The sequence below is a fragment of the Pseudomonas sp. YH-1 genome (assembly GCF_051990045.1).
Taxonomy (GTDB): Bacteria; Pseudomonadota; Gammaproteobacteria; order Pseudomonadales; family Pseudomonadaceae; genus Pseudomonas; species Pseudomonas nicosulfuronedens.
In genome coordinates, this window is sequence record NZ_CP178184.1 from 4084557 (window position 1) to 4098039 (window position 13483).

The following is a 13483-nucleotide window of genomic DNA, read 5'->3' on the forward strand; positions in this document are numbered from 1 at the left end:
CGTGGCACAACAGTATTCGCACTACGTCGACGGCCAGTGGCTGGCCGCTACCGACGCGACCCCGAACCGCAATCCGTCCGACCTCTCCGATGTGGTCGGCGACTACGCCCTGGGCGACGCCGCGCTGGTCAACCAGGCGGTGGAGGCGGCCCGCGCCGCTTTCCCGGCCTGGTCCAACAGCAATGTGCAGGCCCGCGCCGACGCGCTGGACAAGGTCGGCAGCGAGATCCTCGCCCGTCGCGCCGAGCTGGGCGCGCTGCTGGCGCGGGAGGAGGGCAAGACCCTGCCCGAAGCGATCGGCGAAGTCGGCCGCGCCGGCAACATCTTCAAGTTCTTCGCCGGCGAATGCCTGCGCCTGGCCGGCGACCTGCTGCCTTCGGTTCGCCCCGGCGTCAGCGTCGAGGTAACTCGCGAAGCCGTGGGCGTGGTCGGCCTGATCACCCCGTGGAACTTCCCCATCGCCATCCCGGCCTGGAAGATCGCCCCGGCCCTGGCCTACGGCAACTGCGTGGTGATCAAGCCCGCCGACCTGGTGCCCGGCAGTGCTTGGGCGCTGGCGGAAATCATCTCCCGCGCCGGTTTCCCCAATGGCGTGTTCAACCTGGTGATGGGCCGTGGCAGCGTGATTGGCGAAGCCCTGGTCAACCACCCGCAGGTGGACGCCGTGAGCTTCACCGGCTCGGTCGGTGTCGGCCGGCGCATCGCCGCACAATGCGTGGCCCGTGGTGCCAAGGTGCAGCTGGAGATGGGCGGCAAGAACCCGCAGATCATCCTCGACGACGCAGACCTCGCCAGCGCCGTGGAACTGTCGGTGCAGAGCGCCTTCTACTCCACCGGCCAGCGCTGCACCGCTTCCAGCCGGCTGATCGTCACCGAAGGTATCTACCCGCGCTTCGTCGAGGCCATGGTCGAGCGCATGCGCAGGATCAAGGTCGGCAACGCGCTGCATGAAGGTATCGACATCGGCCCGGTGGTCTCCGAAGCGCAGCTGCGCCAGGACCTGGATTACGTCGAGATCGGCCGCAACGAAGGCGCGCGCCTGCTGTGCGGCGGCGAGCGTCTGGCGCTGGCCACCGACGGCTACTACATGGCCCCGGCGCTGTTCGACGAGACCACCCCGGAGATGCGCATCAACCGCGAAGAAATCTTCGGCCCGGTGGCCAGCATCCTCAAGGTGAAGGACTACGACGAAGCGCTGGCCCAGGCCAACGCCACCGAATTCGGTCTCTCCGCCGGGATCGCCACCACCTCGCTCAAGCATGCCGCGCACTTCAAGCGGCATGCCCAGGCCGGGATGGTGATGGTCAACCTGCCCACCGCCGGCGTGGATTACCACGTGCCGTTCGGCGGTCGCAAAGGTTCGTCCTACGGGCCGCGCGAGCAGGGCCGTTATGCCCAGGAGTTCTACACCACGGTGAAGACCGCCTACGTCGGCGCCTGACCGGCTCAGCGGGCGGCCCTTGCCATCGCCGCCCGCTGCGTAAGCACCCGCAACCCCGATACAAGAACAAAGCAGGGGAACCACCATGACCATCGTCTGCCCGCAGTCGACACGTACCCGCGAACCCAGGCGCTGAACGCGCCGCGAGCTTCCCACTCCGCTCACTTTCGCTGGTAGGTCGTCATGCTGAATCAATCGATCGCACATCCGATTGCACATCGCCGCGCCGTCGCGCGCCGGCTTCCCCCGCGCCCGTTCCCTGGCCGCGTCGCGTCGTCTTGCCTGCTCGGCAGACGTCCGACGGGGCTGTTTTCTTCGCTCCACGCTCTCAAGCACTTCGCCATCCGGCTGCCTGCCGGTCATGGCGCGCACTTTCCTGTGTCGCTCGCGCATGTCGTCAGTACGCGAGTCGGAACGGACGTACCGGCCCCGGCCGCCGTACGTCGGCAAGGAGGCGGTAACGGCTCGCCGCAGCGGGCCGGCTGATAATCTGGCCGGCATGCGCCGGTCGCTCCCATAAAAACAAGACACGAGACGCAATCGATGAGCCAAGCAACCGCCAAACCGACGCATGTGCGTTACCTGATCCTGCTGATGCTGTTCCTGGTAACCACCATCAACTACGCCGACCGCGCCACCATTTCCATCGCCGGCTCCAGCCTGCAGAAGGACCTGGGCATCGACGCGGTCACCCTCGGCTATATCTTCTCCGCCTTCGGCTGGGCCTACGTGGCCGGGCAGATTCCCGGCGGCTGGCTGCTGGATCGCTTCGGCTCGAAGAAGGTCTATGCGGCGGGCATCTTCATCTGGTCGCTGTTCACCTTCCTGCAGGGCTTCGTCGGCTACCTGCCGGTGGCCAGTGCGGTGATCGCACTGTTCCTGCTGCGCTTCATGGTGGGCTTCGCCGAGGCGCCGTCCTTCCCCGGTAACGCGCGCATCGTCGCTGCCTGGTTCCCCACCGCCGAACGCGGCACGGCCTCGGCCATCTTCAATTCGGCGCAGTACTTCGCCACCGCGCTGTTCGCCCCGATCATGGGCTGGATCGTCTTCCACTTCGGCTGGGAGCACGTGTTCGTGGTGATGGGTGTGCTGGGCATGGTCTTCGCCGGCATCTGGATGAAGACCATCTACAACCCCAAGGAACACCCGCGCACCAACGCCGCTGAAGTGGCCGCCATCGAGGCCGGCGGCGGTATGGTCGACATGGACCAGAAGCGCGCCAGTGACGGTCCGAAATGGCACTACGTCAGCCAGCTGCTGCGCAGCCGCATGCTGCTGGGCGTGTACCTGGGCCAGTACTGCATCAACGCGATCACCTACTTCTTCCTCACCTGGTTCCCGGTGTACCTGGTGCAGGAGCGCGGCATGTCGATCCTCAAGGCCGGCTTCATCGCTTCGCTGCCCGCGCTGATGGGCTTCCTCGGTGGTGTACTGGGCGGGATCATCTCCGACTACCTGCTGCGCCGCGGCCATTCGCTGACCTTCGCCCGCAAGCTGCCCATCGTCTGCGGCCTGCTGCTGTCCACCACCATGGTGTTCTGCAACTACGTGGATGCCGAGTGGATGGTGGTCGGCTTCATGACCCTGGCGTTCTTCGGCAAGGGCCTGGGTGCGCTGGGCTGGGCGGTGGTGGCGGATACCTCGCCCAAGCAGATCGCCGGCCTCTCCGGTGGCCTGTTCAACACCTTCGGCAACCTGGCCTCGATCACCACGCCGATCGTCATCGGCTACCTGATCAGCGCCACCGGCTCGTTCAAGTGGGCGCTGGTGTTCGTCGGCGCCAACGCCCTGGTGGCGGTGCTGAGCTACCTGTTCATCGTCGGCCGTATCGAGCGGGTAGAGCTGAGCGACGAAGCGCCCAAGTCGCCGCGCCGTGTCGATGAAAAACGTCTGGCCCCGGCCAATTCCTGAGCAGTTCCGGGGGTATTTCGGAGATGAGTGTCATGCAGTTGATCCCGCACCAGGACTCGCCGCGCTACGTGAAATTGCACGCGGACGATAACGTCGCCATCGTCGTCAACGACCAGGGCGTGGCCGCTGGCGGTCGCTTTCCAGACGAACTGGTAGCTGCCGAGTCGATCCCGCAGAGCCACAAGGTGGCGCTGGTGGACATAGCCGAAGGTGCGCCGGTGCTGCGCTACGGCACGGTGATCGGTTATGCGCTGGCACCCATCGCCAAGGGTCGCTGGGTCACCGAGCAGCTGCTCAGCCTGCCGGAGCCGCCGGTGCTGGATGCGCTGCCGCTGGCTACCGACGTGCCGCCCGCCGCCGAGCCACTGACCGGCTACAGCTTCGAGGGCTACCGCAACGCCGACGGCAGCGTCGGCACGCGCAATCTGCTGGGCGTCAGCACCACGGTACAGTGCGTGACCGGCGTGCTGGACCACTGCGTGGAGCGCGCCCGCCGCGAGCTACTGCCCAAGTACCCGCACGTCGATGACGTAGTGGCGCTGACCCACAGTTACGGCTGCGGCGTGGCGATCAACGCGCCGGACGCGATCATCCCGATTCGCACGTTGTACAACCTGGCGCGCAACCCCAACCTAGGCGGCCAGGCGCTGGTCATCGGCCTGGGGTGCGAGAAGCTGCAGCCGGTGCAACTGATGGACGGCGATGCGCTCACCGCCGGCCAGGACGAGGCGCAGTGGCTGTACCGCCTGCAGGAGTCCGGCAACGGCTTCCAGGGCATGGTGGCGCAGATTCTCGAGCTGATTGAAGAGCGTCTGGTGGTGCTGAACGAGCGCCGCCGCGAAACCGTGCCGGCCTCGGAGCTGGTGGTGGGCATGCAGTGCGGCGGCAGCGATGCCTTCTCCGGCGTCACCGCCAACCCCGGCCTCGGTGTGGCGGCGGACCTGCTGGTGCGTGCTGGCGCCACCGTGATGTTCTCCGAAAACACCGAGGTGCGCGACGGCATCCACCTGCTCACCGCCCGCGCGGCCACCCGCGAGGTGGCCGAGCAACTGGTCGCCGAGATGGACTGGTACGACCGCTACCTCGCCCGCGGCATGGCCGACCGCAGCGCCAACACGACGCCCGGCAACAAGAAGGGCGGGCTGAACAACATCGTCGAGAAGGCCATGGGCTCCATCGCCAAGTCCGGCAACAGCGCCATCGCCGGGGTCGTTTCGCCCGGCGCGCGGGTGAAGGGCAGGGGCCTGCAATACTGCGCCACCCCGGCCAGCGACTTCATCTGCGGCACCCTGCAACTGGCCGCCGGGATGAACCTGCACATTTTCACCACGGGCCGCGGCACGCCTTATGGGCTGGCCATGGCGCCGGTGATCAAGGTGGCCACGCGCACCGAGCTGGCCGAGCGCTGGCCGGACCTGATCGACGTCGACGCCGGCCGGGTCACCTCCGGGCGCATGACCCTCGACGAACTGGGTTGGGAAATCTTCCAGCTCTATCTCGACGTGGCCAGCGGCAAGGTGCACACCTGGGCTGAACGCCACCGCCTGCACAACGACCTGGTGCTGTTCAATCCGGCTCCGGTGACCTGATCCGCGCCTGAACGCCCGCAGCGCCGCCAGACGCTGCGGGTAGCCCTGAGCTTGCCCGTTCGCGAGCAAGCTTGCTCCTACAAAAAGCTAGAAACCTCGCGTCTGCCCGCTCTGCTGGGACGGGCGGCGCTCACCCTGAAATCCACGATCCGGAGACAACAATGAAAAACTCCACCCTGGGCGCCGCCATCGCCTGCGCCGCCCTCGGCCTGCTCGTGCCTGCCGCCCAGGCTGCCGGCTTCCTCGAAGACAGCAAGGCCAGCCTGACCCTGCGCAACTTCTACATCAACAGTGACAACCGCAACGGCACTGCCGAACCGAGCCGCCAGGAAGAGTGGGGCCAGGGTTTCATCCTCAACTATGCCTCGGGCTACACCCAGGGCACCGTGGGGGTGGGCGTCGACGCCATCGGACTGCTCGGCGTCCGGCTGGACAGTGGCGGCGGCACCCACTACGAATCCGCCAGTCAGCAGGCCGGCACCGTGTTCCCGTCGAAAAGAAACGGCGAGGCGGTGAACGATTTCAGCAGCTTCGGTCCGACCCTCAAGGCGAAGATTTCCAGCACCGAACTGCGCTACGGCACCCTGATGCCCAAGCTGCCGGTGGTGACCTACAACGACGGTCGCCTGCTGCCCGGCACCTTCGAGGGCGGGCAGGTGACCAGCGCCGACATCGACAACCTGAGCCTGGTGGCCGGCAAGCTGGAACACACCCGCGGGCGCAACTCCAGCGACTGGCGCGGCCTGTCGATCCAGGGCGCCAACAGCGGCGCGACGGCCCGCGACAGCAACGAGTTCTACTATGCCGGCGGCGACTACAAGCTGAGCAAGGACCTGACGCTGCAGTACTACTACGGCCAGCTCAGCGAGTTCTACCAGCAGCACTTCCTCGGCCTGCAACACAGCCTGAACCTCGGCCCCGGTGTGCTGAAGACCGACCTGCGCGCCTTCGACAGCGATTCCGATGGCAAGAACGGCAGCACCTCAGGGCGAGCCGACGGCTATCTTTCCAGCGGCTACTACGGTAACCGGGTGACCAAGGGCGAGGTGGACAATCGCACCTACAGCGGAATGTTCACCTACAGCCTGTCCGGCCACAGCTTCGGTGCCGGCTATCAGGTCATGAACGGTGACAGCGATTTCCCGTACCTGAACCGGGGCGACGGTGCCAGCGGCAGCGCCTACCTGATCACCGACGTGCAGATCGGCAAGTTCCTGCATGCCGGCGAGCGAACCTGGGTGGCGCGCTACGGCTACGACTTCGCCCAGGCCGGCCTGCCGGGCCTGACCTTCGCGGCGATCTACCTCAAGGGCGACGACGTGAAGACCGCCAGCGGCGACGAGGGCGAGTGGGAGCGCGACCTGACGCTGTCCTATGTGATCCCCGAGGGCAGCTTCAAGGGACTGGGCTTCTCCTGGCGCAACGCCATGCTGCGCAGCGGCCTGCCCGCCAGCGGCTCCGGCACGCCGACCCAGCGCGACCAGGACGAGAATCGCCTGATCGTCAGCTACACCTTGCCGTTGTTCTGACCGCTCCTACAGACCGTAGGGCGGATAACGCTGGCGCGTTATGCACCCTACGGGGCGGAAGATGGACTCACACACTGGCGCCGATCTGCAGGAGCGAGCTTGCTCGCGAACGGCCTGACGCCGGGTATGCCTGCAGGATCGCGCGGGGCAGTAAGCGCTGGCCCAAAAAAGCCCCTCCGGCGAGGGAGGGGCTTGGGGCTGTTCGCGAGCAAGCTCGCTCCTACGAGAAGCCTGTCAGCCGCGCGAGGCTTTCCAGCGGCGGATCACCAGTTTTTCCAGTTCCACCGCGAAGAACACCGCGATGCCGATGCCCAGCGAGATCAGCCAGCCGCTGAAGGGCAGGGCGACGGTATGGAAGGCGGTCTGCATGAAGGGCACGTAGATCACGAAGCACTGCAGCAGGATCAGCGCCAGGGTCACGGTGAGCAGCGCGCCGTTGCGCAGCAGCGCCGTGTTCAGCGAGAACTCTTCCTGCAACCGGCAGTTGAACAGGTAGGCCCACTGCGCGGTAACCAGGGTGTGCAGGATCATGGTGCGGATGTGGTCGGTGTCCTGGCCGTTGCTGACCATCCAGGCTTCCAGCAGGAAGGCCGCGGCGGTGAGCAGGCCGCCCACATAGAGCACCCGCCAGACCGCGAAGCCGTTGAGGATCGATTCCTTCGCGTTGCGCGGCGGCCGACGCATCATCCCCGGCTCGCCGGGCTCGAAGGCCAGGGCGAAGGACAAGGTGGTGGAGGTCGCCATGTTCATCCAGAGAATCTGCAGCGGCGCCAGCGGGATCACCGCGCCGGCGAGGATCGCCATGACGATCAGCAGGCCCTGGGCCATGTTGGTCGGCAGGATGAACAGCACGGTCTTCTTCAGGTTGTCGTAGACCCGGCGGCCCTCGCGCACGGCGCCGGCGATGGTGGAGAAGTTGTCGTCGGTGAGCACCATGTCGGCGGCTTCCTTGGTCACCTCGGTGCCCTTGATGCCCATGGCGATGCCGACGTCGGCCTGTTTCAGCGCCGGGGCGTCGTTGACCCCGTCGCCGGTCATGCCGACCACTTCCTCGTTGGCCTGCAGTGCACGCACCAGGCGCAGCTTGTGCTCGGGGCTGGTGCGGGCGAACACCGAGTACTGCATGGCGAGGGATTTCAGCTGGGTATCATTGGCCTGTTCCAGCTCCTGGCCGGTCATGGCACGCAGGTCGTTGCCCATGCCGAGCATGCCGGCGATGGCCACGGCGGTGTCCGGGTGGTCGCCAGTGATCATCTTCACCTGGATGCCGGCGCGCTTGCACAGCGCGATGGCCTCGATGGCTTCCGGGCGCGGCGGGTCGAGCAGGCCGGCAACGCCGAGGAAGATCATGCCGTCCTGCACGTCCTCGTGGTCGATCACGCCGTCATCGGGCTGTACCGGCTTGTAGGCGGCGGCGAGCATGCGCAGGCCTTGCCCGGCGATGAAGCTCATCTCGCGCTCCCAGTACTCGCGGTCCAGCGGCTCCACGCCGTTGGCACCGAGTTGCTGTTGGCACATGCGCAGCAGCACGTCGGGCGCGCCCTTGAGGTAGATCAGGCTCTGGCCGGCAACGTCGCAACGGCGCGCCATGTACTTGTAGGCGGAGTCGAAGGGAATCTTGCCGAACTTCTGGAACTCGATCTCCGGCAGGTCCGCCTTGCGCGCCAGGACTTTCAGCGCGCCCTCGGTGGGGCCGCCGACCACGCCCCAGCGCCCTTCGTCATTGAGTTGCAGGCTGCTGTCGTTGCAGATGTCCACCGCGCGGATGAAGGCATCCAGCGCACCGTGCTGCGACCAGTCGAGCTCGTCGCTGGTACCGCCGAAGGTGATGCGGCCCTTGGGCTCGTAGCTCTGGCCTTCGACGCCGTAGAGACCGTTGGCGAGCAGCACGCTCTTCACGGTCATCTCGTTCATGGTCAGGGTGCCGGTCTTGTCCGAGCAGATCACGCTCATGGCGCCCAGGGTTTCCACGGTCGGCAGCTTGCGGATGATCGCCTTGTTCTGCGCCATGCGTTGCACGCCCAGCGACAGGATGATCGAGACGATGGCCGGCAGGCCCTCGGGGACCGAGGCCACGGCCAGGCTGATCAGCGACAGCAGCAGTTCGCCGAACGGGTAGTCGTGCCAGAAGAAGCCAATGATGAACAGCGCCACCATCATGCCGATGATCAGCTGGAAGATGCGTTTGCCCAGCTCGGCGATCTGCCGCAGCAGCGGGGTTTCGCTTTCGTCGACGTTGGCGATCAGCTTGTTGATGCGGCCCAGTTCGGTATTGCCGCCGGTCTCGATCACCACGCCGCGGGCGTTGCCGGCGCTGACGTTGGTGCCGGAGAAGCCGAGGTTCAGGCGGTCGGCCAGCAGCGCTTCGGTGTCCAGCGCGTCGGCCTGCTTGCCGACGGTGAGTGATTCGCCGGTGAGCATGGACTCTTCGACCTGCAGGTGGTGCACGTCGAACAGGCGCACGTCGGCGGGAATCTTGTCTCCGGGGCGCAGGATGACGATGTCGCCGGGTACCAGCTGGCTGGCGTCCAGTTCGATCTTCTTGCCGTTGCGCACCACGTGGGCGGTGCTGCTGAGCATGCCGCGCAGGGCAGCGAGGGATTTCTCCGCCTTGTTCTCCTGGAAGAAGCCGATGCCGGCGTTGATCACTGCCACCAGCAGGATGACGATGGTGTCGGTCCAGTGGCCCATCAGCGCGGTGGCCACGGCGGCGGCCAGGAGGATGTAGATCAGCACGTCGTTGAAGTGCCGGGCGAAGCGCAGCCAGAGTGGGTCGACGTCCTTGGCCGGCAAGGCGTTGGGGCCGACGCGCAGCAGCCTCGCCTCGGCTTCGTCGGGGGAGAGGCCTTCCGCGCTGGTCTGCAGATCGGCCAGGGTCTGGTCGACGCTCTTGCGGTACCAGTCGGTGGTTTGTGGTTTGCCGTCGGTGGTTTGCTGTGCAGTCATGCTCTGACTCCCGGCTCCTGCCAAGTGGGAAAGGTGATTAACTGCAGGGAAGCGTAGACCTAGGAAATCGCTGTAGGACTGTCATACCTCAAGATTCGGCCGATCCTCGCTGAACCATGGCTGAACGAAGCTGAATGGAAGATTTGCATCTGAAGATGCGGACCTTGTCCGCGATCGCGGGCGTGGCCCGCTCCTACGAAGAGCGCATCGGCGAGCTCAGGGTTATCCCTTCATGCCAACCCTGTAGGAGCGAGCTTGCTCGCGAACAGAAGGTAGGGCGGATAACGCGCCAGCGTTATCCGCCGGTGGCGCGTCTGGCGGATAACCTGTTCCAGGTTATGCGCCCTACGAAACTCATGGCCGCTCGGACCCATCCGGAGTTGGATGAAAACATCGCGGACGGAGTCCGCTCCTACGAAGAGGCCAATTCCTGTGTCCCGCCCACCCGACTGGCCTGCCGCCAGCGGTTCGGTGTGCAGCCCGCCAGCTTGCGAAAGCTGCGGCAGAAGTGGGACTGGTCGGCGAAGCCGCATTCCTGGCCGACCTGGGAGATTGGCGCGTCGCCGCTGGCCAGCAACTCGCGGGCACGGTCGATGCGCAGGCGCAGCGCCCATTCCCGTGGCGCGAGCCCGGTGGCCTGTTTGAAGGCGCGGGAAAAGTGGCTGCGCGACAGGCCGCACTGCTCGGCGACATCGGCAATGTACAGGCGGCTGAGCAGGCTGCCGGCGAGGATGTCCTTGGCCTTGCGCTCCTGCCAGGGGGCCAGGGCGAGGCGTTCGCCGGTATCTGCTCCATCGTTGCGGGGCTCAGGCAGCCGGTAGTGTTCCAGCAGGTGCTGGCAAAGGCGCTGGCTGGCCTGGTGGAGGCCGTCTCCCTGGCTTTCCAGCTCCTCCATGAGCTGCCGGACCAGGCGGTGGGTCTGGGGGGCGAGCATGGTCGCTACCTGGTGGGCAGGTGCGGGCATGGCGTCTCTCTTCTGTTAGCTTCCAGCGGCGGCGTAAAGCGGCTTCGATTAAGGAAAAACACAAGGTAAATCAAGGTGATCCGATGCTCAATCGAATTGCGCTCAGAGGCCGCCATCAAGCACATGCGTCCAATAAGATCGCTGTGTTACGTGGTCGACTGGCGAGGCCCTCGTCTTGTGCAAAGATGCCCACTCCCACAGCCCCGAGCGACCAGCCATGAACCGAAACGACCTGCGCCGCCTGGACATGAACCTGCTGGTGATCTTCGAATCCCTGATGCTGGAGCGGAACCTCACCCGCGTCGGCGAGAAGCTGTTCATCACCCAGTCCACCGTCAGCGCCGCCCTGGCGCGCCTGCGCGACCTGTTCGACGACCCGCTGCTGGTGCGCGCCGGGCGAGCCATGGAGCCCACCAGCCGGGCGCTGCACATCTTCGAGGAACTGCGCCCGGCGATGGATGTGATCTCCGCTGCGGTCAGCCGCGCCAAGACCTTCGAGCCCGAGAGCAGCTGCAACGTCTTCCGCCTGGGCCTCTCCGACGATGCCGAATTCGGCCTGTTCCCCGCGCTGCTGGCGCGCCTGCAGCAGGATGCGCCGAACATCACGGTGGTGGTGCGGCGCGCCAACTTCCTGCTGATGCCGGCGCTGTTGTCTTCCGGCGAAATCACTGCCGGGGTGAGCTATACCACCGACCTGCCGGCCAACGCCAAGCGCCGCAAGTTGCGCGATATCGGCGTGAAGGTGCTGCGCGGTGACAGCCGCCCCGGCCCGCTGACCCTCGACGAGTACTGTTCGCGGCCGCACGTGATGGTGTCGTTCTCCGGTGACCTGAACGGCGCCATCGACCTGGACCTGGAACGCATCGATCGCCGCCGCCGGGTGGTGCTGGCCGTGCCGCAGTTTGGCAGCCTGCGCGCGCTGCTGCGCAACACCGAGATGATCGCCACCGTCCCTGACTACGCGGCCTGCGCACTGGTGGAAGACAGCTGCCTGCGCGCCGAGGCCCCGCCACTGGAGATCAAGCCGGCCGAGCTCTCGCTGGTCTGGAGCGCCGCCCACGACAACGACCCGGCCGAGCGCTGGCTGCGTGAGCGGATGGTCGAATACATGAGCGCGCCGGTGCCGTGAACGGAATTCATCGGCATTTGTAGGATGGGTGGAGCGCAGCGATACCCATGCCGTTGGAGCAGGGTAATGATGGGTATCGCTCCACTCCATCCTGCGACGTGCTTTTCCAGTGGAATCCTCGAGCGGGCCTTACCCGTAAACGGCTCAGAATCGTGAGGCGAATAACCTGGAACAGGTTATTCGCCGGTTCAGTTGTGGCGAGTAACGCTGGCGCGTTATCCGCCCTGCGCAGGTGGGGCCGCAGGCTCAGAACGTGCCCTTGATCGGGTACTCGATGATCACGTAGATACGGTCGATATCCGCGCCACCCTGGGCGTCGTTGGCGCGGTGGGAGACCTGCGCGACGCTCAGTGCCAGGTCCTTGGCCGGGCCGGACTGCACTACGTAGCGAACATCCAGGTCGCGCTCCCAATGCTTCCCGCCATCACCGTAGGCGGGCTGGCAGGCGCCGCCTTCCATGGGGTTGTAGGCGCCGCCGCAAGGGGCGTGGGTGCCGTCGATGTCACTGCCGCGCACATAGCGCGCCGAGACGGTCAGCCCGGCAAGGCCGGAGCTGGCGCCGTCCCACTGGTAGCGGGCCTGCCAGGAGCGCTCGCCGGGGCCGTTGAAGTCGGCGTACTTGATGGAGTTGGCGAGGTAGATGGAGTCGCCGCCGACGAAGTCGAAGGGTGTGTCGCCGTCGATCTGCTGGTAGCCCAGGCTCAACGCGTGACTACCCAGTGCGACCTTGCCCAGCAGGCTCCAGGCCAGGGTGTCGATGTTCCCGGCGCGGGCGCTGCCGCTGTCGCCGGTCTTGTAGAGGTTGGCGTCCACCGACCAGCGACCGAAGCGGCCGTTGAGGTTGGCATAGGCCTGGTGCCAGATGTCGTCCAGCTGGCTGGCGTAGAGCGCGCCGCCCCAGGTGGCATCCGGCGCGCTCCAGGTGACGCCGGCCAGGCTCAGGCCGCCGAAGCGGGTGCTGGCGCCGTAGCTTTCGAACTCGCCGTGGCTGGAACTGGAATTCTGGTTCTTGAAGGCGGTGAAGCGCCCGGCTTGCAGGCGCAGGCCCGGCAGGCTCCGGTCGTCGAGAAACCAGCCGGTGGCGTATTCGGGTTGCAGGCGCTTGTCACCGGTGTCGAACACCGGGGTTGCCACTTCCATCTCACCCCAGGCGAGGCTGGTTTTCTCGTGCACCAGGCGCAGCGCGCCGCCGGCATCGGAGTACTCGCTCTCGCTGCGGCCGTCGCTGTCCAGCGGCAGCAAACCGGTGCCGGCGTGACCTCGGCCACCGTCGAGCTTCAGGCCAAGGAAGGCGTGGGCATCGACGCCCAGGCCGATGGTGCCGGGCGTGATATCGCTGCTGAACCTGCCGATGAAACCCTGTGCCCATTCGCGGCGCAGGCTCTGGCCGTTGGGGCCGGGGCTGCGGTAGTCGTTGTCGAGGAAGTAGTTGCGCGACAGCAGCGACCAGTCGGCGGCCTGGGCCTGGGTGCAGGCCAGCGCCAGGAGGCAGGGTATCAGCGGGCTTTTCACGGGCGCGGCTCCATCAGGGCTGTCACGAAACGGGGCAGGGGAAGGCGATAAGCGCCGGGGCCGGCGATCGCCAGGCCGGTGAAGAGAATCAGCATCCACCAGGCGAACTGGCCTTCTTCCAGCGACCATTGCGGATGGACGAACAGCAGCGCCACCAGCAGCACGGCGATCACCGGCAGGCAGGCGAGGCGCGCGAAAACGCCGAGGATCAGCAGGATCGGGCAGAGCACTTCGGCGAACACCGCCAGCGCCAGGGTCGGCACGGCGCCGAGGCCGAAGGGGTCTTCGATGTGCTGCAGCTCGCTTTGCCAGTGCAGCAGCTTGGGTAGCCCGTGTACCTGCAGGAGCAGCAGGGCGGCTGTCACCCGCATGAACAGGAGCGCCAGGGCAGGGGAGCGGTCGTGGGTCGGCATGGTGGGTTGTCCGGGGCAAAGAAAAAGGGCGGCAATGCCGCCCTTTTTC

9 protein-coding genes are annotated in these 13483 nt (G+C 66.3%); 5 read left to right on the plus strand and 4 right to left on the minus strand.

The window, feature by feature from the left end:
• Window position 1 precedes the first annotated feature (1 nt).
• The 4 genes from ACKI1H_RS18800 (at window position 2) to ACKI1H_RS18815 (ending at window position 6470) form a co-directional block, all read left to right on the plus strand.
• A complete protein-coding gene (locus ACKI1H_RS18800; RefSeq protein ID WP_440465906.1) occupies window positions 2–1441 on the plus strand; it encodes an aldehyde dehydrogenase family protein in 1440 nt (479 codons plus the stop codon).
• Between the two features lie 543 nt (window positions 1442–1984).
• Window positions 1985–3352: an MFS transporter gene (locus ACKI1H_RS18805; protein ID WP_138525422.1), complete on the plus strand. Its 1368-nt coding sequence runs from the start codon at window positions 1985–1987 to the stop codon at window positions 3350–3352.
• Between the two features lie 32 nt (window positions 3353–3384).
• Window positions 3385–4941 carry a galactarate dehydratase gene (gene garD / locus ACKI1H_RS18810; protein ID WP_440465907.1) on the plus strand — a complete coding sequence of 519 codons (1557 nt, stop codon included), beginning with the start codon at window positions 3385–3387 and terminating at the stop codon, window positions 4939–4941.
• 161 nt (window positions 4942–5102) lie between these two features.
• Window positions 5103–6470, plus strand: a complete 1368-nt coding sequence (locus ACKI1H_RS18815) for an OprD family porin (RefSeq protein WP_440465908.1) — start codon at window positions 5103–5105, stop codon at window positions 6468–6470.
• Window positions 6471–6704: 234 nt separating this feature from the next.
• Here the strand turns inward: ACKI1H_RS18815 and ACKI1H_RS18820 are convergent, their stop codons facing one another.
• Together ACKI1H_RS18820 and ACKI1H_RS18825 are read right to left on the minus strand one after the other, a co-directional pair.
• Window positions 6705–9416 carry a cation-transporting P-type ATPase gene (locus ACKI1H_RS18820; RefSeq protein ID WP_440465909.1) on the minus strand — a complete coding sequence of 904 codons (2712 nt, stop codon included), beginning with the start codon at window positions 9414–9416 and terminating at the stop codon, window positions 6705–6707.
• A gap of 412 nt (window positions 9417–9828) precedes the next feature.
• Window positions 9829–10380 carry an AraC family transcriptional regulator gene (locus ACKI1H_RS18825; RefSeq protein ID WP_138525426.1) on the minus strand — a complete coding sequence of 184 codons (552 nt, stop codon included), beginning with the start codon at window positions 10378–10380 and terminating at the stop codon, window positions 9829–9831.
• A gap of 217 nt (window positions 10381–10597) precedes the next feature.
• Here ACKI1H_RS18825 and ACKI1H_RS18830 point away from each other — a divergent pair, with 217 nt between their 5' ends.
• Entirely contained in the window at window positions 10598–11509 is a 912-nt protein-coding gene (locus ACKI1H_RS18830) for a LysR substrate-binding domain-containing protein (RefSeq protein WP_440465910.1), read from the plus strand.
• Window positions 11510–11755: 246 nt separating this feature from the next.
• Here ACKI1H_RS18830 and ACKI1H_RS18835 read toward each other — a convergent pair whose 3' ends face one another.
• Both ACKI1H_RS18835 and ACKI1H_RS18840 read right to left on the minus strand, forming a co-directional pair.
• On the minus strand, window positions 11756–13021 hold the full coding sequence (locus tag ACKI1H_RS18835) for an OprD family porin (RefSeq protein ID WP_440465911.1): 1266 nt from the start codon (window positions 13019–13021) through the stop codon (window positions 11756–11758).
• A complete protein-coding gene (locus tag ACKI1H_RS18840) occupies window positions 13018–13434 on the minus strand; it encodes a DoxX family protein (RefSeq protein WP_138525429.1) in 417 nt (138 codons plus the stop codon). Before ACKI1H_RS18840 ends, ACKI1H_RS18835 begins: the two co-directional genes overlap by 4 nt.
• Between the last annotated feature and the right edge of the window lie 49 nt (window positions 13435–13483).

Excerpts from the sequence above, each read along its gene's own strand:
- ACKI1H_RS18805 (WP_138525422.1), top strand. The coding sequence starts at position 1,985 with ATGAGCCAAGCAACCGCCAAACCGACGCATGTGCGTTACCTGATCCTG.
- garD (WP_440465907.1), top strand. The coding sequence starts at position 3,385 with ATGCAGTTGATCCCGCACCAGGACTCGCCGCGCTACGTGAAATTGCAC.
- ACKI1H_RS18815 (WP_440465908.1), top strand. The coding sequence starts at position 5,103 with ATGAAAAACTCCACCCTGGGCGCCGCCATCGCCTGCGCCGCCCTCGGC.
- ACKI1H_RS18820 (WP_440465909.1), bottom strand. The coding sequence starts at position 9,416 with ATGACTGCACAGCAAACCACCGACGGCAAACCACAAACCACCGACTGG.
- ACKI1H_RS18825 (WP_138525426.1), bottom strand. The coding sequence starts at position 10,380 with ATGCCCGCACCTGCCCACCAGGTAGCGACCATGCTCGCCCCCCAGACC.
- ACKI1H_RS18830 (WP_440465910.1), top strand. The coding sequence starts at position 10,598 with ATGAACCGAAACGACCTGCGCCGCCTGGACATGAACCTGCTGGTGATC.
- ACKI1H_RS18840 (WP_138525429.1), bottom strand. The coding sequence starts at position 13,434 with ATGCCGACCCACGACCGCTCCCCTGCCCTGGCGCTCCTGTTCATGCGG.